This is a genomic window from Gemmatimonadota bacterium (assembly GCA_016719105.1).
Taxonomy (GTDB): Bacteria; Gemmatimonadota; Gemmatimonadetes; order Gemmatimonadales; family Gemmatimonadaceae; genus SCN-70-22.
Window position 1 is genome coordinate 499,765 of record JADKAQ010000004.1, and the last position, 20,229, is coordinate 519,993.

Consider the following 20,229-nt stretch of genomic DNA (forward strand, 5'->3'; position numbering starts at 1 on the left):
TGGTCGACGGCTCCCGGCGGCGCTCGGCGCCGACGAATCGGCGACCATCGGTGCGATGGCTTGCCGTCAGATCCCGAGGGGGATTCCTCCGGTTCCCGTCATCGCAAAAGTCGGCGTAATATAGCCCCTCGCCCACCCGGCAGAGCTTGGCTTCCGAACGAGGAACGACCGGCTGATACCCTCCCGCCCTGCAATGGTGCGCGGTGCGATCCTCCTCCTCCTCACCCTCGCGGGCTGGGGAAGGCCGGGGCACGCCCAGTCGCCCCGGCGCGATTCGGCGCGGGTGGCGGTCCCGGAGCGGGATACGCTGCGCGGTGGTCGCGGCGCCCCGGGCGACACCCTGGCCCAGGCCAAGGCCCGGCGCGACTCCCTCGCCCGGCTCGATTCGCTGGCGGCGCGGATGCGTCCCTTCCTCAAGTCGGCGGCCGACCTCAACATCGCCCTCACCGCCCGCCTCGAGACCAAGGCCGAGCGAACACAGAATGACCGCTGCTCGGCGAGCCAGCTCTTCTCGGTGGGTTTCACCTGTCGCTCGGCCTTCACCCCGGCGTTCGACGCCCAGTTCGGACTCCGGACCAACGGGGGGATCGCCGACCGGGTCAAGCTCGACGTCGACTACGACACGCAGCGCGAGTTCGACGGCTCCAACCAGATCTCGATCGCGTATCGCGGCACCCCCACGTCGCGGCTGCAGAAGCTGGAGGTGGGGAACGTCTTCTTCGAGCCACCGGCGTCGCGCTTCATCTCGGCCGGCATCCCCAGCGGCAACTTCGGCGTGCAGGCGGTGGGGAAGTTCGGCAACATGCAGCTGACGGCGATCGCCGCGCAGCAGAAGGGGAACGTGGTGCGTGACCAGGTCTTCTCCATCGGGCGGCGCACCACGCAGGCGCAGGAGCGGGAGATCGAGGACTACCAGGTCGAGCCGCGGCGCTTCTTCTTCACCGTCGACCCGCAGCGCTTCGGGCTGGCCTACCCCAACATCGACATCCTGAATGCCCGCCAGATGCAATCGCTGGCGGCCGCCCTCCCCGAGACGCAGCGCCCGGCCCGCCTCCTCGTCTACCGCCTCATCCTGGGCGGGCAGCCTCCCAACCCCAACGGGCCGCGTTTCCAGCTGCTCGGGGACCCGCTGTCGCGGCCGGGGCAAGTGTATGAACTGCTGCGGGAGAACATCGACTACTACGTCGATCCGTCGCTGCTCTGGATCGCCCTCGTCCGCCCGTTGGCGCTCAACAACGAGCGGCTGGTGGTGGCCTACTCGCTCAAGGTGGGCGGGCGCGACACGGTCATCGCCAACCTCGGCGGGACCCCCGACCTCGAGTTCACCAACGAGCGCCCGCAGTACGCCAACCTCCTCTGGGATCCGCAGGTCACGCCGCAGCACCCGGCCTTTCGCCAGGAGATCCGCAGCGTCTACCGGTTAGGCGGCGAGGACGTGCGGCGCGAGAGCGTGCAGGTGCGCATTGTTGCCGGGACGAGCGCCGACCAGGAGAAGCCCCCCGGCGGGAGCGCGGGGAGCTACCTGCAGCTCTTCGGCCTCGCGCAGCTGGCCAACGCGACGACGTTCGACTGGGAAAACCGGATCTGGCCGCGTCCCAACGACCCGAACTTTCTGGTCGCCAACCTCCCGGGCGCCCGGATCTTCCGCGACCAGTTCATCGTCTTTCCGTCGTTGGAGCCGTTCTCGCGCCGCGGGCTCGCTCGCCCCGGCGAGGTCGCCGCCAACGACACGATCTATCGCACCCCGTCGGAGTACCTGTACTCGCCGCAGCGACCGCAGTCGTACTATCGGCTGCGCGTGAAGTACCAGACCGACGGCGGCGGGGCGATGGGGACCATCGCCCTCAACGCGGTGCAGATCCGTCCGGGGAGCGAGCGCCTGACGATGGATGGGCGCCCCCTGGTGAAGGGGGTCGACTACGACATCGACTACGAACTCGGGCGGGTGCAGCTCCTCTCGGCCGACACGCTGATCGCCCGCGAGCGACGCGTGGTGGCGCGGTACGAGGAGACTCCGCTGTTTGCGACCGTCCCCACCTCGGTCGTCGGCCTCAGCTCCCAGTGGAAGCTGCGCGACGGCCAGGTGAACCTCATCGCCATCTCGCAGACGCAGCGCAGCACCTTCAACCGCCCTCCGCTCGGCTTCGAGCCGCAGGCGTCGGTGGTGGCGGGGATGTCGGCCAACTTCGGCTGGGCACTCCCCTCGCTCTCGCGGGCGCTGGATGGGCTCCCGGCCAACCGCGGCTCCCCGCGCGCCGTGCCTAACGGCGCGCCGGCGCGACTCGACGTGCAGGCCGAGTTCGCGGTGAGCCGGCCCCGGCAGAGTTCGTCGCAGCAGGCGTACGTGGAGAGCTTCGAGGGGGACGGCGGGACGAACATCAACCTGCTGCAGGCGCAGTGGCAGTTCTCGTCGCAGCCCGCGCTGGGGAAGGCGCTCGCCGCCCGCTTCGAACCGTCCACCTTCGACACCACGCGCGCGACGACGATGGCCTACCAGAACGCTGGCCTCGGGCGCGACGGCAAGCTGGTGCAGTTCACCTTTCGAGACATGGACCCGCAGGCCACCCTCGCCGGGGTCGGCTTTGCCTCCGCCGAGCCGATGCTCTGGCTCACCCTGTACCCGTTAGGCATCGGGGGGCTGTACGACGCCGCGGGCGATCGCTACCGCTGGCAGACGGGCAAGCGCATCGCCGGGCGCCGCTGGCGCTCGATCCACACGGTGTTGGGGTCGACGAGCGGCGGGGCGGGGATCGACCTGTCGCGCGGCGAGCAGCTCGAGTTCTGGACGCTGGTCGACACCGCAGGGATCCGGCGCCAGCGCAACCCGACCCTTGTCCTCGACTTCGGCGACGTCTCCGAGAACTCGGTCACCTTTGCCCCCGAGACGCTCTCGGTGGCGAGCGGCGACTCGACCTATCGCGGCAAGAAGGTGCAGGGGTTCAACCGGTTGGGGAGTGAACGCGACCCCTTCTCGCGCGCCTTCAACGCCGACGTCAACGACCAGGGGCTCCCCGGCGACGTCGTCGACTCGCTCACCGTCTTTGGCGGCACGCCGCCGTTCACCGACTATGCGGTCCCGATCTGCTCGCTCGGGCGGGGCTTCAGCCGGGCGCTGGGTGATGCGCAGGACGACTGCACGGTGCGCAACGGACGGCTGGACGAAGAGGACATCGACCAGGACAACGCGCTCAACTTCACCTCGCGGGAGCGCGAACTGGAGCGCGTGCGGCGCTTCGTCGTCGACCTCTCCGACAAGCGCAGCTACGCGCGCGTGGGGAAGTGCGGGATCACCGTCCCCGACGTGAACGGCGCCGTCCCGGCCACGTCGCGCCTGTGCTGGGTGCAGGTGCGCCTCCCCTTCAACGCCCCCGACGACTCCACCGGTGGCGGCCCGCTCATCCGGCGTGTGCGCGCATTGCGCCTGACGGTCGTCTCCGGCGTCACGCTCGGTGACCAGGCCTTCTCGCTCACCCCGGTCGCGCGATTGCGCGTGGTGGGGGCGTCGTGGCTCAAGCGCTCCGACCGGACCATCGACGGGATCGCCGGGGCGCAGCCGTCGCTCGGCGGCGGCACGGTCATCGCCTCGCTCATCGGGACGCAGGATCGCGACTCCACGCGCGGCGTCTTCTACGATCCACCGCCGGGGGTCGTCGAGGTGCCGGACCAGGCGTCGTCGGTCTTCGGCGGCCAGCAGGTGCAAATCAATGAGCGCTCGCTCCGCCTGCTGGCCACCGCGCTCCCGTTAGGCGCGCGTGCCGAGGCGTACTTCCGCTTCCCCGAAGGGCAGCGGAACGTGATGGGATACCGCGAGCTGCGCCTGTGGGCGCGCGGGCGCGGTCGCGGGTGGGGGCCGGGCGGCGACCTGCAGGTCTTCGTCAAGATCGGGCGCGACGTCGACAACTTCTACCTGTACCGCCGCGAGGCGCGCAGCGGCAACACGCGCGACGCCTGGGATCCCGAGGTCCGCGTGCGCTTCGACCGCTTCTACGAACTGCGCTCCCGCCTGCAGAACGCCTTCCTGCAGAACCGGCGCAGCCTGCTCGGCTGCACGGCGCTCGACTCCGCGCTCATCGTGCGCAGCGGGCTCCCGGTGGGCGGGCGCATCGACCGTTATGCGGCCTGCGAGGACGGCTACATCGTCTACACCATCGACCCCAGCGTCACCCCGCCCAACCTGGCGGCGGTGCAGGAACTCGCGGTGGGGATGGTGCGCGTGGACTCGCTCAAGGGGATCGACCCGCCCATCAGCGGCGACACGCTCGAGCTGTGGGTCGACGACATCCGCCTCGCCGACGTGGTGAATACCACCGGCTTCGCCGGCGAGGTGTCGGCCACGCTCAACGCCGGCGATTTCGGGAGCGTGCACATCGGCGTGCGGCGGCGCGACCCCAACTTCCGGCAGATCAACGAGGCGCCGTCGTTCCTGACCAACGACGACCTGGAGATGAGTGCGACGTGGCGCCTGGACCGCTTCCTCCCGGCGTCGTGGGGGTACGCCCTCCCGCTGACGGTGTCGCATCGCGCCAGCGGCGCCGCCCCCGAGTTCCTCTCGCGCTCCGACATCCCCGGGGCGTCGGTGCCGGGGCTGCGCGCCCCCAAGGCCGAGCAGACGACCTACACGCTCACCGCCCGGCGTGCGTCGCCGCTCACCGGGCACTGGTACGCGCCGATCGTCAACAACCTCGTCGTCGACGGGGCGGTGAGCGCCTTCGGCAATCGCACCGAGTTCCAGAACGGCACGGTGCGCGACCTCAACGTCGGGATCGACTTCTCCTCCGCCGGCCTGCTCGGCGGGCTGCCGATGCGCGATGCGGCCGCGCCGTCGTCGCGCCGCGGGTGGAGCCTCGCGCTTCCGTGGACGACCGAGGGCGGGACGGCTTTGCAGCTGGCGCCGACGATGTTGCGGGTCACCAGCGCGATGGTGCGCACGGAGGACTCGCGCGCATCGTACCTCAAGCCGGCCTTTGCGGCGAGCGACTCGGTCAAGATCGTCAACGGGTTGCAGCACGTCTGGCGCACGGTGAGCACGCTCGAGTTCCAGCCGTTGCCTAACGTGACCGCCCGCTGGGATGCGAGCACGGTGCACGACCTGCGCCACTACGGCGACTCCACCGCCAACGCGCTCGCGGCGACCAACGAGCGCTCGGCGCTCGCCGGGATGGACATCGGGCTCGAGCGCGAGCGCTCGATGGCGGCGACGCTCACCTATGCGCCGGTCGCGCAGGGGTGGTTCCGCCCGCGCGTCGCCCTCGCCTCGACCTACAGCATGCTGCGCGACCCGAACAATCGCGCCGTCGTCACCGAGGACGACCTGGGGGCGATCGACCCGCGCCTGAGTCGACGCGTCGGCAACACGCAGGTCCTCACCGCCGCGACCACGCTCGACCCGCTGCAGGGGATCTCGGCGATCACCAGCGACGGCTCGCGCTGGCGGCGCGTGATCGGCGTCCTGCGCCCCATCGACGTCTCGTTCAGCCGCAACCAGCTGGCCTCCTTCGACGGGATAGCCCTCACCCCCGGGATCGGCTTCCAGTTCGGCGTGGGCGGGATCGACGACTTCCGGTCGGTCGGGGGAGAGAACGCCTCGAGCGCGGGGGCGAGCAGCGACCTGGTGGTCGCCAACGCGCTCGCCCTCCCCGGCGGGCTCACCGTGACAAACCGCGTGCAGCGAACCGATGCGCGGCACTGGAGCCGTCGTGAGGCGGCGGGGCTGGCGCAGGTGACCGGCGAGGCGCTGGTCTATCCCGACGTGGCGCTGCGCTGGAGCGGGCGCCCGTCGCTCGTGCGCCTCCTGTTCAGCCAGCTCGGCGCCACCGCGCGCGCGCTGCAGTCTCGTCAGGCATGGACGATCCCCGGCGATGCCGCCGCCCTGCTCACCGAGATGCGCGAGTCGCGGCAGGCCTCGTATCCCTTCACCGCGACCGCCGTGACCGCGTACGGCGAGGTGGCGCTGTCGGCCACCTACGCCATCACCCGCCGCGTCGATTCGCTCCCGGGGAGCGTGGCGCGCCGCCGCGCCAGCGACCTGGCCGCCGACATCAGCAAGAGCTTCACGCTCCCCGAATCCTGGCGCGTGAAGAACCCGGTGCGCACGCGGGTCTCATGGCAGGAGACGCTCACGCAGAGCTTCATCGCCAACTCGCAGGCCGAGGGGGCGCGCAGCCGCCTGACCGACAACGGGCGCCGCGCCTTCAACTTCAACGCCGATACCGACGTGGCCGAGAACATGACCTTCAGCCTGCAGGGATCGCGGGTCGTGACCTTCGATCGCAACTTCAACCGACGGTTCGTGCAGACGGTGATCACCGCCGTCTTCCAGCTGCAATTCTTCGCCGGAGTGGGAAAGTGAGGACCTCCCTTGTCGTCGCCATGCTCGTCGGGCTCGCCGCGTGCGCAGGAAAGGAGGAGCCCGCGACCACCACGCTCGCCCCAGGGCCGTTCGATGGCGAGGTGGCGATGGGCTACGTGCGCGAACAGCTCGCCCTCGGCGCGCGCGTCCCGGGAACCGCGGAGCATCGCGCCGGGGGCGACTGGATCGTGCGCATGATGCGCGCGCGTGCCGACACCGTCATCGAGCAGCAGTGGGAACACCGCACCGCAAACGGCACGGTCCTCCCGCTGCGCAACATCTTCGCCCGTTTTCGCCCCGAGGCCACCGAGCGCGTGCTCTACGTGACGCACTGGGACTCGCGCCCCAGGTCCGAGAGTGCCAGCGACACGGCGCGGCGGCGCCTCCCGGTTCCCGGGGCCAACGATGGGGCGAGCGGGACGGCCATGTTGGTGGCGTTAGGCGACCTGCTCAAGGCGACGCCGCCGCGCATCGGGGTCGACTTCCTCTTTGTCGACGGGGAAGACTACGGCGAGTTTGGGCCACCGGAGGTCGACGTCCTGCTCGGCTCGCGCTACTTCGCCGAGCACCTGTTGGTCCCCAACTATCAGCCCCTGTTCGGCGTGCTGTGGGACATGGTGGGCGATCGGGACCTCAGGATCGACCAGGAGTCCAACTCGCTGCGGCAGGCGCCGGAAGTGGTCACGCTCGTCTGGGAGACGGCGCGCGCCCTCGGCTACGGGAAGACCTTCGTCAATGTCGAGGGGCTGGCCATCACCGACGATCACATCCCGCTCCTCGAGCGCGGGCTCCGCGTGATCGACGTCATCGACCTCGAGTACCCCTGGCACCACACCCCGGACGACACCATCGACAAGGTCTCGGCGGGATCGCTCAAGATCGTGGGCGACGTGGCGTGGGCGTTGTTGCAGCGGTGAACCGCCGGTCGATCGCACTTTTGGTACGGTCCGACGTGGAATGATGACGATCAGGGGGCGGGCGGCGGGTAGCATCCGTCCATGTCCAACGCCTCCGCCAATCGTGCGCCGCTCCTCCTGGCGCTGGTCATCCTGCTCGGGGTTGGGGGGCGCTGGCTGCGTGGGGAGCAGGCGCCGCCAGGCGACACCCCGCTCGCCCGGGTCGCCCTCGACTCGCAGCTCGCCCAGGTAGAGCGGGCGGGAGGGCCAGGCGGGGCGGGAAGGGGGCGGGGACGCCAGAAGGGGGCCGGACCAGCGGTGCCTCGGCGCCGGGCAAAGGGGGGCAACGGAGGCAACCCGTCGGCCGGGACCGGAGGGGCGGCGCGGCGGCCGGCGCAGTCCGATTCGTCCCTGCCTCGCGCCATTCGTTCGGAAAGGACCCCCATCGGGGCCGTCTCCCCGGGCTTCCTCGCTCGACGGGAGGCGGAGCTGGCCGCCGAGGAGTCGAAGGGGCGTGCCGGCAGGGCCAGGCGCGAGGGCGGCGGCGGGAGCGGGGGAGAGGGAGGCTCGCGGCGGGCGCGGCGCCCCTCGTCGGCCCCGCTCGCAGGCGACGGTCGGGCTGCCGAACTCGTGGATCTCGAGACGGCCTCCGCGCGGGAAATCGAGCGGTTGCCGCGGATCGGTCCGGCGCTCGCCCGCCGGATCGTCGAGGACCGCGCCGCGCACGGGCCGTTCGGCTCGCTCGAGGGGCTGCAGCGGGTGCGAGGGGTTGGCCCCGGCGTCGCTAGGCAACTGCAAGGGCACGTGACGTTTGGTCCTACAGGGCGTCCCTGACATGCCAAGCCTTGGCTACGCTGAGGCGCCGAAGACCTCGCCGCTTTCTACCCGAATGGCCGCGCCTCCCGCCCCGCAGACCGAACGAATCCCCGAGCTCCTCCTGCGCGAAGGTTACGTCACGCGTGAGCAGCTCGAACGCGCCGTTCGCGAGGGAAAGTCGAACAACCTTGGGGTCACGTACAACCTCATCAAGACCGGGGCGATCGACGAGCTCGAGCTGACGAAGATCATCGCTCGGGTTGCGCGCATGCCGGCGGTCGACCTCTCGAAGTTCGAGGTCGACACCCGCATCATCAAGCTCGTCCCCGCCGACATCGCCACCAAGCACCTCGTCCTCCCGCTCAAGCGCGACGGACGCACGCTGACGGTGGCCATCGCCGATCCCACCAACCTCGGGATCCTCGAAGACCTCAAGTTCATCACCCGCTACGACATCTTCCCCGTCCTGGCGGGTGAAGTCACGTTGCGGACCGTCATCGAGAAGCAGTACGACGCCGGCGACTCCGCCATGTCGACGCTGCTCGACGACATCGCCGAGATGGGCGACGTCGAGGTGGTGGAGGAGCGGGAAGAAGACGTCTCGGCCGCCGCACTCGCGGCGCAGGTCGACGACGCTCCGGTCGTCAAGCTGATCAACGCCGTCCTCACCGACGCGGTCAAGCGCGGCGCCTCCGACATTCACTTCGAGTGCTTCGAGCACGAACTGCGCGTGCGCTACCGCATCGACGGTGCGCTGCAGGAAGTGATGAAGCCGCCGCTCAAGCTCAAGGCCGCCCTGATCTCGCGCTTCAAGATCATGGCGCAGCTCAACATCGCCGAGCGACGCGTCCCGCAGGACGGGCGCATCAAGCTCAAGATGGGGAACAAGGTCATCGACTATCGCGTCTCGACCCTCCCCACGCTGTTCGGCGAAAAGGTCGTGCTCCGAATCCTCGACAAGGGGAACCTGACGCTCGACCTGGAGAAGTTCGGCATCGAACCGCGCGCCGAGCGCGAACTGATGGAGGCGGTGTCCAATCCGTACGGCATGGTGCTCGTCACCGGCCCGACCGGGTCGGGCAAGACGACGACGTTGTATTCGGCCTTGTCAAAGGTCAACAACATCGACGTCAACATCATGACCGCCGAAGATCCCGTCGAGTACAACCTGTTCGGGATCAACCAGGTGCAGGTGCGCACCGAGATCGGGATGACCTTCGCCGCGGCGCTGAAGGCCTTCCTGCGCCAGGACCCGAACATCATCATGGTCGGCGAGGTGCGAGACCTCGAGACCGGCGGCATCGCCATCAAGGCGGCGCTCACCGGTCACTTGGTGCTCTCGACCTTGCACACCAACTCGGCCCCTGAGACGGTCACCCGTCTGCTCGACATGGGGCTCGAGCCCTTCAACGTGGCGTCGGCGCTCAACCTGGTGCTGGCGCAGCGACTTGTGCGGCGCATCTGCTCGCGCTGCCGGCACAAGTACATCCCCGACGAGGTCGAACTCGGCGGTGCCAAGGTCAAGGCGGAGACGACGTTTCGCGAGCTTCGCTTCACGACCGAAGCGCTGGAGAATGCGAAGTCGCGTGCCCTCCCCGACGCGCTGCCGCACCTGGCCAACCTCTCGCTCGACTCGTGCATCGGCGACATCCCGTTCTTCAAGGGGCGCGGCTGCGACGATTGCAACGGGACGGGGCTCAAGGGGCGGCAAGGTCTCTACGAGGTCATGTTCATGACCCCGCACCTGCGCAAGCTGATCCTGATGAACGTCGGCGCCCAGGAAATCCGCGACGCCGCCATCGAGGAAGGGATGCTGACGCTGCGCATGGACGGGTGGCTCAAGGTGCTGAAGGGGATCACGACGTTGGAACAGGTCATTCGCGAGACGGCCGTGTAACGGCCGTCTCGCTCAGGAAGACGGGAAGACGAGAAGACGGGAAGACGAGGTTCGACGCGCACGACGAATGTGCGCAGCATTACATAGTGACGCTGCCGCTTCGGCGGACGTCTACATACTGGTAATTCCCATCGGGGAAGGGAGGGGATGAGTACATGAGAGCACCGCAGGTGACACGCCGTATGCTGCGCCCCCCCATCTCGTCTTCCCGTCTTCCCGTCTTCCCGTCCTCTCGAATCGCATGACGCGTCCCGCCGCACCACCCAACGTGAACCTCCGCGCCCTGCTCGAAGAGATGATCGAGCGGGAAGCGTCGGACTTGCACGTCACGGCGGGAGAGCGCGCCAAGCTCCGCGTCGACGGTGACATCGTCAATTCCAACGTGGAGTACGTCCTCTCCCCCAAGGACACGCTGCAGCTGGCCTACTCGGTCCTCACCGAGAACCAGAAGAAGCGCTTCGAGATGGAGGATGAGCTCGACTTCTCGTTCGGCATCCAGAACCTGGCGCGCTTCCGCGGCAACTGCTTCAAGCAGCGCGGCTGTGTGTCGATGGTGATCCGGCAGATTCCGTTCACCATCAAGACGTTTGCGGACCTTGGGCTCCCTCCGGTGATCGCGCGCATGAGCGACAAGCCGCGCGGGCTCGTGCTCGTCACCGGCCCCACCGGGTCGGGCAAGTCGACGACGCTGGCGGCGATGATCGACAAGATCAATCGCGAGCGAAAGGGGCACATCATCACGGTGGAAGACCCCATCGAGTTCATCCACCGGCACCAGGGGTGCATCGTCAACCAGCGCGAGGTCGGGACCGACACCAAGACCTTCGCGAACGCCTTGAAGTACGCCCTGCGCGAGGATCCCGATGTGATCCTCGTCGGCGAAATGCGCGACCTGGAGACCATCCAGGCGGCGCTGACCATCGCCGAAACCGGGCACCTCGTCTTCGCCACGTTGCACACCAACTCGGCGGCCGAGGCGATCAATCGTATTATTGACGTGTTCCCGAGTCACCAGCAGTCGCAGGTGCGCGCACAGCTCGCCTTCGTGCTGGAGGGGATCGTGACGCAGACGCTGCTGCCGCGGGCCCGCGGGCGTGGTCGTGTGATGGCGGCGGAGATCCTCGTGATCACCCCGGCCATTCGCGCGCTCATCCGCGACGACAAGGTGCACCAGATCTATTCGTTGATGCAGTCGGGGAAGAAGTTCGGCATGCAGACGCTGAACGACGCCCTGTACCAGTTGTACGTGGCGCGCGAGGTGACCGAGGACGAGTGCCTCCGCACCTCGAGCGACCCCAACGAGTTCCTGCGCATGATCGGCCGCTCGCCGCTGGACGACGATTCGTCGGACAGCAAGAACGGGCGGTTGGCCGGGGCTGGCACGCGCTCATCACCGAGTGCCCGAGATGAAGGGTCTACATCTCGTTTTCCCGTCTTCTCGTCCTCTCGTCTTCCCGTAGAGTACAATGCCTGCATTTACGTACACCGCGCGCGCCGCCAACGGCGAACTGAAGACCGCGACGATCGATGCACCGTCGCGTGAGGACGTCGTCGCGCAGCTCCGCCGGCAGCGCCTGTCGGTGGTCAAGGTCGACGAGGACGCGAAGCCCAAGAAGGCCAAGGGCTCCGTGAAGATGCGCGACATCGTCATCTTCACGCGGCAGTTCTCGACGATGATCAACGCCGGCTTGCCGCTCGTGCAGGCGCTGGACATCCTGGCCAAGCAGTCCGAGAACAAGGTGCTCTCCGAGGTCACGCGCGCGGTCGTCTTCGACGTCGAGTCGGGGCACACCGTCGCCGATGCGCTGGCGCGGCACCCGAATGCGTTCAGCGAACTCTATGTGAACATGGTCGCGGCCGGTGAGGCGGGTGGTATTCTCGATACCATCCTGATGCGCCTGGCGACGTTCATGGAAAAGAACGACGCCCTCGTGCGCAAGGTGAAGGGGGCGATGATCTACCCGGGCGTCATCATGAGCGTGGCCGGCATCGCGATCATCGTCCTCCTGATCTTCGTCATCCCGGTGTTCGAGGAGATGTTCGCCTCGGTTGGCCTGCCGCTCCCGCTCCCCACGCGCGTCGTCATCGCGATGTCGCAGTTCCTGAAGGCGTACTGGTGGCTGCTGGGCGCCGGCATCTTCGGGTTGAGCGTGCTGGGCAAGCGGTACTATGCGACGCCGAACGGCAAGCTGGTGATCGACCGGATGATGCTGCGCTTCCCCGTGTTGGGCGACGTGCTGCGCAAGTCGGCGGTGTCGCGCTTCACCCGCACGCTCGGCACGCTCATCTCGTCGGGCGTCAGCATCCTCGACGGCCTCGAGATCACCGCCAAGACCGCGGGCAACCGCGTGATCCAGGACGCCATCATGCAGTCGCGCGCCTCGATCGCCGGCGGCGACACGATCGCGGCGCCGCTCCAGAAGTCGGCCGTCTTCCCCCCGATGGTCATCTCGATGATCGCGGTCGGTGAGCAGACGGGCGGCCTGGACGAGATGCTGAGCAAGATCGCCGACTTCTACGATGAGGAAGTGGACGCGGCGGTGGGCGGGTTGCTGGCGCTGCTCGAGCCGATCATGATCGTCTTCCTGGGTGTGGTCGTCGGCGGCATGGTGGTCGCGATGTACCTGCCGATCTTCGACATGATCAACGCGTGCAGGGTGGCGGGAGGGGAGGGGGAATTTTTTTTTTTGCTCCCGCCCTCCTCCCACAGGTAAATGTTGGGTCCGACGCTCCGACAGGCTTTCGCGGACCCTCGACAATCTCCGACGCTCCACCGACAGCTCGACACTGAGACGCTGACCGAACGGCCCCACCTCATGGGGCCGTTCTGGCGTTCTGGGGTCGGGCGCAGGAGCCCCGTGCGCGCTTGCGCCTCGGGGGCGGGTGTCACCCGGTTTGGATGCGGGGCAGGGGGGTGGTCGCGGTCCATGGCACCACCCCGCCCGCCGGGGGCACCACCGGCGTTCCCAGCGGGCGGGGCCGCCGCACGCGCGAGCATGGCGAAATCGTGCTCGCGAGACTGGCAAAGCCGACTTGCAGGGCGAACAAACGTTTGGCAGACTGCCGAGACACAGTGATGCCGAACTGAGCCACGTTCTGTGACAGTCTTCGAGTCTCGCGCAATCATCTGCGTGCACGTATACGAGCGCAGCCGTCCCGTCCTCTTCGCGTTCGTGGAGGACGGCGAGCTGATGTGCCTTTGCGGTGCCGTGCACCCGACACTGCAGACTCCTGTCGCGTCGCGGGCTTCAATCACCTAGTCGAGCACGACCCAACGCTCGCGAGTCTGCCGCGGCTCGCGGAACGTCGCCAAGCTGAACGCATCGCCGTGGGAGGGCCCTGGGTGGAGAGTCCGCTCGACGACTAGGTTCTCCGTGGGCGCGCGACGGCATAGCGACTCTTGCTGCAGATCGTGGACGTCCGGTCGGCGAACCAGAACGGCGCCCCATCCGCCGATGCGCGTACGGAGCGTCTTCCATGGGCAGTCATCGGCGCCGGCGTGGCGGCCATTCCTCGCGTTCAGGTGACAGGCGAGGTCCTGCTCGATATCGCTACGCGTTGCCCGAACCGGGAGGTCCTCGTGCCCTGCGGCCACACACACGAGGCGGGGGAGTACGTGCCGCTTCCCAACCTGTGGCTTCGCTCTCCTCCGCGCGCGTTCCCTCAGCGCGACGCGCTCGAATGCGATTCCCGCCCCCGACGCCCGCACCAAGTAGATCCCCCTCACGGACTCAGGTCGTACGCCATCCCCGCGTTCTCGCGCAAAAACATGATGCTGCGCGAGCGTCTGCCCGTGCCATCGGGATCGACGATACTCGTCAATGCGATGACAAGGAGCCCGCTCCCGCACGGCGCCTAACGCTTCGCGCGTCGCCCCCGCCGCACGTTTCGCGACTGCTGCAGTTGCTCGATCAGCGCCCGCAGCGCGCGCGACGCGTGCTGCCTCTGCGGGTAATACAGGTAGTAGCCGGGGAACGGTTCGCAGAACTCCTCCAGCACGCGCACGAGCACACCGCTCGCCAGCTCCTCGAGGATGTACGCGTCCATGGCCATCGTCACGCCCAACCCCGCGGCGGCGAGGCGCCGGTTGATCGCTGAGGCGGTCGAGAGCACGCGCGGGCACCGCCACCGTGAAATGTGCCGCCCCTTCTCGGTGAACTCCCAGCGATACGGCGGGGCATCGGTCGCCGGGTGCCAGTTCAGGCACTCCGTAGTCCACGAGCTCCTTCGGTGCTGCGGCACACCCCGCCGATTGAAGTAGGCCGGCGCTCCCACGACCGCCATCCGGAGATCGCCCGTGACGGGAACGGCGATCATGTCCTTGTCGATGGTCTCGCCGAGCTGGATACCGGCGTCGAAGCCCGCGGCCACGATGTCGACGGGCGACTCGCTGACGGTGAGATCGAGGCGCACGTGCGGATGCGCGGCGAGGAAGGTGGGGAGCAATGACTCCCCCATCATGGTGAGGGCTGCGCTCGAGGTGTGGATGCGCAGCGTGCCGCGCGGCTGGTCGCCCAGCTCGCCCACGGCCGCCGCCGCCGAACGCACCTCGTCGAGCGCCGGACGCACCAGGACGTACAGCCGCTCGCCGGCATCCGTCAGGTGCACGCTGCGCGTGGTGCGGCGCACGAGCGCCACGCCGAGGCGCGTCTCGAGGCGTCGCAACGCCTGACTGACCGCCGAGTGACTCATGCCGAGCCGCTCGCCGGCGGCGCGGAATCCCTTCGCCTCGGCAACGGCAATGAAGGTCGCCATCCCGTCCAGTTCGTCGCTCATTGGACGGAATGGTGACCAGGTGGACGCCGATGGCAAGTAGATGGCTCGGCGACGCCGGGGCACCTTGCGATGCAACCCAGCGCGCAGGTGTCGCCGTGTTCACTGTCCTACCGCACGTCACCCTGAACAACGGCGTCGAGCTCCCGATCCTCGGGCTCGGTGTCTTCCAGAGCCCGCCGGCGGAGACCGCTGCCGCGGTCGAAGCGGCGCTGCGTAGCGGTTACCGCCTCATCGATACGGCGGCCGCGTACGCCAACGAGCGCGAGGTGGGGGAAGGGATCCGCCGCGCGGGCGTCGCACGCGACGAGGTCTTCGTCGAGACGAAGGTCTGGATCAGCGACTACGGCTACGACCAGACGCTGCACGCCTTCGACAAGAGTGCGCGCGCAAGCTGGGCGTCGAGCAGCTCGATCTCCTCCTGCCTGCACCAGCCGCTCCTCGGCGTTCGACCGACGCTCGCGGCGTATCGCGCGCTCGAGACCTTGCTCGTCGACGGCCGCGTGCGCGCCATCGGCGTGAGCAACTTCATGCCCGAGCACCTGGAGCGCCTGCTCGCCGTGGCCAAGGTCGTTCCGGCCGTGAACCAGATCGAGGTGCACCCCTACTTCCAGCAGGCGGCACTGCAGCGCCCGCACGCCGCGCACGGAGTTGCCACGCAGGCGTGGTCGCCCATCGGCGGCATCACGTCGTACCGCGGGATGGAGAAGCGAAGCTTCGACGATCCGACGCTCCTTGCGATTGCGCGGCAGCACGGCAAGTCCGCCGCGCAGGTCATGCTGCGCTGGCACGTGCAGCAGGGGCGCTCGGCGATTCCGAAGTCGGTCCAGCCCGCGCGCATCGCGGAGAACTTCGACGTGTTCGACTTTACCCTAACGACTGAGCAGATGGCGGCCATCGACGCGCTGGAGACCGGCGTGCGCGGCGGGCCGGAGCCGGACGTCATCACGCTCGATGCGTTCGGCATTCCCATTCCGGAAGCATGAACGACGTGCGGACCATTTCCGGCCCCTTTCCGCCTACACGCCAGGAGCTGCTATGAGCGACCATACGCGACACGAAATCGACCGACGCCGCTTCCTCCAGTCAGCGAGCGCGCCTGCCGCCACACCCTCCTTGGCGGGATCGCGTTGCCTGCGCTCGCCCAGCCGACGAACCCGGGCGGGACGGCGGCGGCCGTGGCCCCGGCCGGCGTCGGCGCTCCCGGCACGCTGGAGGTGTCGAGCATCGGGATCGGCGTGCAGAACATGGCCCGCCGATACGAGACCACGGTGCCGTACCGCCCGGAGATGATCCGCATCCTCCGCGCCGCCTACGACCGGGGCGTGACGTTCTTCGACACCGCCGAGGCCTACGGCCCGCACGAGTGCGAGCGCATCCTCGGCGAGGGCGTCGCGCCGTTCCGCGACAAGGTGGTCCTCACGTCGAAGTTCGGCTGGAACATCGACCAGGACACCGGCGCGCGACGGCCCGGGCTCAACAGCAAGCCGGCGCACATCACGCGCGTCGTCGACGGGATGCTCAAGCGGCTCCGCACCGACCGCATCGATCTGCTCTACCAGCACCGGGTCGATCCCGAAGTCCCCATCGAGGACGTCGCCGGCGCCGTGCAGGCGCTGAAGCAGCAGGGGAAGGTGCTGCATTGGGGGCTCTCGGAAATGGGGCGAGGGACGCTCCGCCGCGCGCACGCCGTGCAGCCGGTCACCGCCGTGCAGAGCGAGTATTCGATGCTGTGGCGCGGCCCGGAGCGGGAGGTGATTCCGACGTGCGAGGAACTCGGCATCGGCTTCGTGCCGTGGAGCCCGTTAGGCGTCGGGTTCCTCACCGGCGCCATCGACGCCGGGACGCGCTTCGCGCCGGGTGACATCCGCGGGATCGAGGGTCGTTTCGCACCCGAGAACCTGCCGCACAACCTGCAGCTCGTCGCGCTGCTGCGGCGGTGGGCCGAGCGCAAGCAGGCCACTCCTGCCCAGATCGCGCTCGCATGGCTGCTCGCCCAGAAGCCGTGGATCGTCCCGATCCCGGGGACGACGCAGATGGCCCACATGGTCGAGAACGCGGGCGCCGCGGACGTGCGGTTCACGCCGGGTGAGCTGACAGAGCTGAACGCGGCCGTGCGCGCCGTCGAGGTCCGTGGGCAGCGCCTGCCGGATGCCGTGCTGGTCTTCTCGGGCGTGAGGCGCCGCCGAAGCGATGAGCAGGACGGTCCGAACGGTCGGGCGTTCGCTCGCGTCGCGGGTCGGCCGAGAGGTCACCGTGTGCGTGGTCGCGGCGGCGTGCGGCGTCGGGGCCGAGGCATCGGCGTCGGTGGCCGAGGCGCGCCAGAAGCCCGCGGCGCAGGGGCGGCAGCTCCGCGTGGACGACACCGTCGGCGACCTCTCGACACCCCGCATTCGCCGGGTTCGGGCGCCTGCTCCTGCCGTGGGACGACCGCCGCGCCGACCCGACGATGCGGCTTCGCAACATCGGCGCACTCCCTCCATACCATACCCACAACGATCCAGCGGCCGTCGTGTCGTCCCTCAACCGTATGGTCGACGACGCGGCCGCGGGGCGGGTGGTGTTCCATGACTTCTACACCGCTGCCGAGAAGGAAGCGGAGCCATCGCGCCGGGAACGCGGGGCTCTTCCACTTCCGCGGCAAACCCGGCGCGCCGTTCGCGGTGATCGCACCCGGCGGCGGCTTCGCCTATGTCGGGTCGGTGCACGAGGGCTTCCCGTACGCGGACGAGATCACCAAGCGCGGCTACCACGCGTTCGTGCTGAAGTACCGCGCCGGGCAGGGCGGGCGTCGCGACGGAGGACCTGGCGGCGGCGCTGACGTACATCGACAGGAACGCCGGCGCGCTCGACGTGTCGACCGCCGGCTATTCGCTCTGGGGGAGCTCCGCTGGAGCGCGGATGGCGGCCGCCGTCGCGTCGCACGGTGCGGCCCGATTCGGCGGGGCGGCGATGCCGCGGCCTGCTGCCGTCGTGCTGCTCTACACGGGCCACGCGGACGTCGCGCCTCAGGAGCCGCCGACTCTCGTCGCCGTCGGCGAGGACGACGGGATTGCGCCGCCGGCGGCCAGGCACGCCGCGTCGAGCTGCTGCGGCAGTCCGGGACCGACGTGGTGTTCCACCGGTATCCCGGTGTCGGACACGGCTTCGGACTTGGCGTAGGCACGAGCGCGGAAGGGTGGCTCGCCGACGCCGTCCGGTTCTGGACGGCGCACATCGACCGGCGCGGGCCTAACGACGAGCAGGAGCGTACGAGATGAAGACCCGAACGCTGGGTCGCTTCGGCCCCGACGTATCCTCCCTCGGACTCGGCTGCATGGGACTCAGCTTCGGCTTGGGCCCCGCCACCGACCGCGGCGACGCGGTGCGCCTCCGCGCGCGCCGGAGCGCGGTGTGACCTTCTTCGACACCGCACAGATCTACGGTCCATTCACCAACGAGGAGGTCGTCGGTGAGGCGCTCGCCCCCTTCCGGGACCGGGTCGTGATCGCCACCAAGTTCGGCTTCGACTTCGATGCGGACGGGAAGCCGACCGGTGCACTGAACAGCCGCCCCGAATCGATCCGCCTAACGACTGAGGGGTCGCTCCGGCGCCTGGGCGTCGAGCGCATCGACCTGCTCTATCAGCACCGTGTCGATCCCGCGGTTCCCATCGAGGACGTGGCAGGCACCGTGCGGGCGCTGATCGCGGAGGGGAAGGTGCAGCACTTCGGCCTCTCCGAGGCGGGGGTGCGGACCATCCGGCGCGCCCACGCGGTGCAGCCTGTCGCCGCGCTGCAGAGCGAATATTCGCTCTGGTGGCGCGAGCCCGAGCAGGAGGTCCTTCCCGTGCTCGAGGAGCTGGGGATCGGCTTCGTCCCGTTCTCGCCGTTAGGCAAGGGCTTTCTCACCGGAAAGATCGACGAGACAACCGCGTTCGACGCCGGCGACTTCCGCAACACGGTGCCGCGCTTCGCCCCCGAAAACCGGAAGGCGAATCAGGCGGTGGTCGACGTGGTGCGTGCCCTGGCGGCTCGGAAGGGGGTGACCCCCGCCCAGCTCGCCCTCGCCTGGGTCCTGGCGCAGCGCGCGTGGATCGTGCCGATCCCCGGAACCACGAAGCGTCATCGGCTCGAGGAAAACCCGGGCGCGGCGGACGTCGCGCTGACGCTGGACGAGCTGCGCGAGATCGACGCGGCCACCGCGACGATCCGGGTGCAGGGTGACCGGTACTCCGAGGCCTCGCAACGGATGATCGACCGATGAAGACGCCGGCACGCGGCTGCTCCTTCCTGTTGCACCTCCACATCTCTTGTGCCCATGATGCGCACGACGTCGACTACAACATCCGCCGTGCTCCCGGCACTACTGGGGCTCGCGCTCGTTTCCCCGCTGGGCACATTGGGGCGTTTGCACGCGCAGTCTCCCGCGCGGCCTGCCGTCCGGCCGGCTGCACAGTGGGTCGTGCCCGCCGGCTTCGAGGTCACGACATTCGCGGCGAATGTCGAGAACGCGCGCGCGACGGCGCCCGACCCGCGGGGCACGGGGCCCGTCGGATCAAAGCGGGCCGGCAAGGTGCACGCGGTGATCGACCCAGACGGCGACGGCAAGGAGGACCGCGTGGTGGTGATCGCCAGCGGGTGACTCAACCGAATGGCGTCACCGTGCGCAATGGCGCGCTCTACGTCGCGACCACCAGCCCGCTCCTGCGCTTCGACGACATCGAGCAGCATCTCGATGCGCCCCGCGCGCCGGCCGTCGTGCGCGACAGCCTGCCTAACCCGAGCGCCGGGCACACCTGGAAGTTCATCGCCTTCGGGCCCCGACGACCTGCTCTACATGTCGGTTGGCGCGCCGTGCAACGCCTGCCTCTCGCCCCCGCTGGTGTCGACCATCGTCCGGATGAAGCCCGATGGCTCGAACCTCCAGGTCTTCGCCGAGGGGGTGCGCAACACGGTCGGCTTCGACTGGCATCCGACCTCCCGAGAACTTTGGTTCACCGACAACGGGCGCGACGCACTCGGCGACGACGTGCCCGGCGATGAGCTCAACGTCGCCCAGAAGGCCGGCCTGCACTTCGGCTTTCCGTTCTGTCATCAGGGCGACGTGAAGGACCCCGAGTTCGGCGCGCAGCGTGCCTGCGCCACCACCGAGCCGCCGGTGAAAGTGTTGGGCGCCCACGTCGCAGCCATCGGGATGACGTTCTACACGGGAAGGATGTTTCCTGCCGAATACCGGAACGCGGTGTTCATCGCGGAGCACGGATCGTGGAACCGGTCGAAGCCGAGCGGCTATCGCGTCATGGTGCTGCGCACGAATTGTCCCCGCGTGACGAGCTACGACACCTTCCTCGATGGCTTCCTCCCCAACCGGGACAGCGCACCGGGTGGCTGGGGGGGAGCACAGGGGGAGCGGCCTCGGCGGCCGCTGATGTGCTGCAGATGCCGGACGGCTCGCTTCTCATCAGCGACGGCCACGGGCAATCGCCTGTTGCGTGGCAGCTACCGTCGATAGTTATC

The 20,229-nt window shown here is 68.8% G+C and carries 8 protein-coding genes and 4 pseudogenes; 11 read left to right on the plus strand and 1 reads right to left on the minus strand.

The window, feature by feature from the left end:
- Positions 1 to 193: 193 nt before the first annotated feature.
- The 6 genes from sprA (at position 194) to IPN47_10220 (ending at position 12,672) form a co-directional block, all read left to right on the plus strand.
- Positions 194 to 6,349, plus strand: coding sequence for a cell surface protein SprA (gene sprA / locus IPN47_10195; GenBank protein ID MBK9408407.1), 6,156 nt, complete (start codon positions 194 to 196; stop codon positions 6,347 to 6,349).
- Positions 6,346 to 7,266 carry a M28 family peptidase gene (locus IPN47_10200; protein MBK9408408.1) on the plus strand — a complete coding sequence of 307 codons (921 nt, stop codon included), beginning with the start codon at positions 6,346 to 6,348 and terminating at the stop codon, positions 7,264 to 7,266. The genes sprA and IPN47_10200 overlap by 4 nt, the downstream gene beginning before the upstream one ends.
- 81 nt (positions 7,267 to 7,347) lie before the next feature.
- Positions 7,348 to 8,079, plus strand: a complete 732-nt coding sequence (locus IPN47_10205; GenBank protein ID MBK9408409.1) for a helix-hairpin-helix domain-containing protein — start codon at positions 7,348 to 7,350, stop codon at positions 8,077 to 8,079.
- Position 8,080: 1 nt separating this feature from the next.
- On the plus strand, positions 8,081 to 9,958 hold the full coding sequence (gene tadA, locus IPN47_10210; GenBank protein MBK9408410.1) for a Flp pilus assembly complex ATPase component TadA: 1,878 nt from the start codon (positions 8,081 to 8,083) through the stop codon (positions 9,956 to 9,958).
- Positions 9,959 to 10,199: 241 nt separating this feature from the next.
- Complete coding sequence (locus tag IPN47_10215) at positions 10,200 to 11,501, plus strand: type IV pilus twitching motility protein PilT (GenBank protein ID MBK9408411.1); 1,302 nt, start codon at positions 10,200 to 10,202, stop codon at positions 11,499 to 11,501.
- Positions 11,425 to 12,672, plus strand: a complete 1,248-nt coding sequence (locus IPN47_10220) for a type II secretion system F family protein (protein MBK9408412.1) — start codon at positions 11,425 to 11,427, stop codon at positions 12,670 to 12,672. Before IPN47_10215 ends, IPN47_10220 begins: the two co-directional genes overlap by 77 nt.
- A gap of 1,141 nt (positions 12,673 to 13,813) precedes the next feature.
- On the opposite strand, the gene IPN47_10225 is transcribed toward IPN47_10220, so the two are convergent.
- Positions 13,814 to 14,734 carry a LysR family transcriptional regulator gene (locus IPN47_10225; protein MBK9408413.1) on the minus strand — a complete coding sequence of 307 codons (921 nt, stop codon included), beginning with the start codon at positions 14,732 to 14,734 and terminating at the stop codon, positions 13,814 to 13,816.
- Positions 14,735 to 14,763: 29 nt separating this feature from the next.
- On the opposite strand from IPN47_10225, the gene IPN47_10230 reads away from it, so the two are divergent.
- The 5 genes and pseudogenes from IPN47_10230 (at position 14,764) to IPN47_10250 (ending at position 20,224) form a co-directional block, all read left to right on the plus strand.
- The gene (locus IPN47_10230; protein ID MBK9408414.1) at positions 14,764 to 15,717 is read left to right on the plus strand and encodes an aldo/keto reductase; all 954 of its coding nucleotides are present in this window, start codon (positions 14,764 to 14,766) and stop codon (positions 15,715 to 15,717) included.
- Between the two features lie 138 nt (positions 15,718 to 15,855).
- A pseudogene (locus tag IPN47_10235) lies at positions 15,856 to 16,908 on the plus strand (aldo/keto reductase).
- Between the two features lie 272 nt (positions 16,909 to 17,180).
- Positions 17,181 to 17,991: pseudogene (locus tag IPN47_10240) on the plus strand (prolyl oligopeptidase family serine peptidase).
- Positions 17,988 to 18,976, plus strand: a pseudogene (locus IPN47_10245) (aldo/keto reductase). Before IPN47_10240 ends, IPN47_10245 begins: the two co-directional pseudogenes overlap by 4 nt.
- 57 nt (positions 18,977 to 19,033) lie before the next feature.
- A pseudogene (locus IPN47_10250) lies at positions 19,034 to 20,224 on the plus strand (PQQ-dependent sugar dehydrogenase).
- Positions 20,225 to 20,229 lie beyond the last annotated feature (5 nt).

Excerpts from the sequence above, each read along its gene's own strand:
- IPN47_10215 (MBK9408411.1), top strand. The coding sequence starts at position 10,200 with ATGACGCGTCCCGCCGCACCACCCAACGTGAACCTCCGCGCCCTGCTC.
- IPN47_10205 (MBK9408409.1), top strand. The coding sequence starts at position 7,348 with ATGTCCAACGCCTCCGCCAATCGTGCGCCGCTCCTCCTGGCGCTGGTC.
- IPN47_10220 (MBK9408412.1), top strand. The coding sequence starts at position 11,425 with ATGCCTGCATTTACGTACACCGCGCGCGCCGCCAACGGCGAACTGAAG.
- tadA (MBK9408410.1), top strand. The coding sequence starts at position 8,081 with ATGCCAAGCCTTGGCTACGCTGAGGCGCCGAAGACCTCGCCGCTTTCT.
- IPN47_10230 (MBK9408414.1), top strand. The coding sequence starts at position 14,764 with ATGGCAAGTAGATGGCTCGGCGACGCCGGGGCACCTTGCGATGCAACC.
- sprA (MBK9408407.1), top strand. The coding sequence starts at position 194 with ATGGTGCGCGGTGCGATCCTCCTCCTCCTCACCCTCGCGGGCTGGGGA.
- IPN47_10225 (MBK9408413.1), bottom strand. The coding sequence starts at position 14,734 with ATGAGCGACGAACTGGACGGGATGGCGACCTTCATTGCCGTTGCCGAG.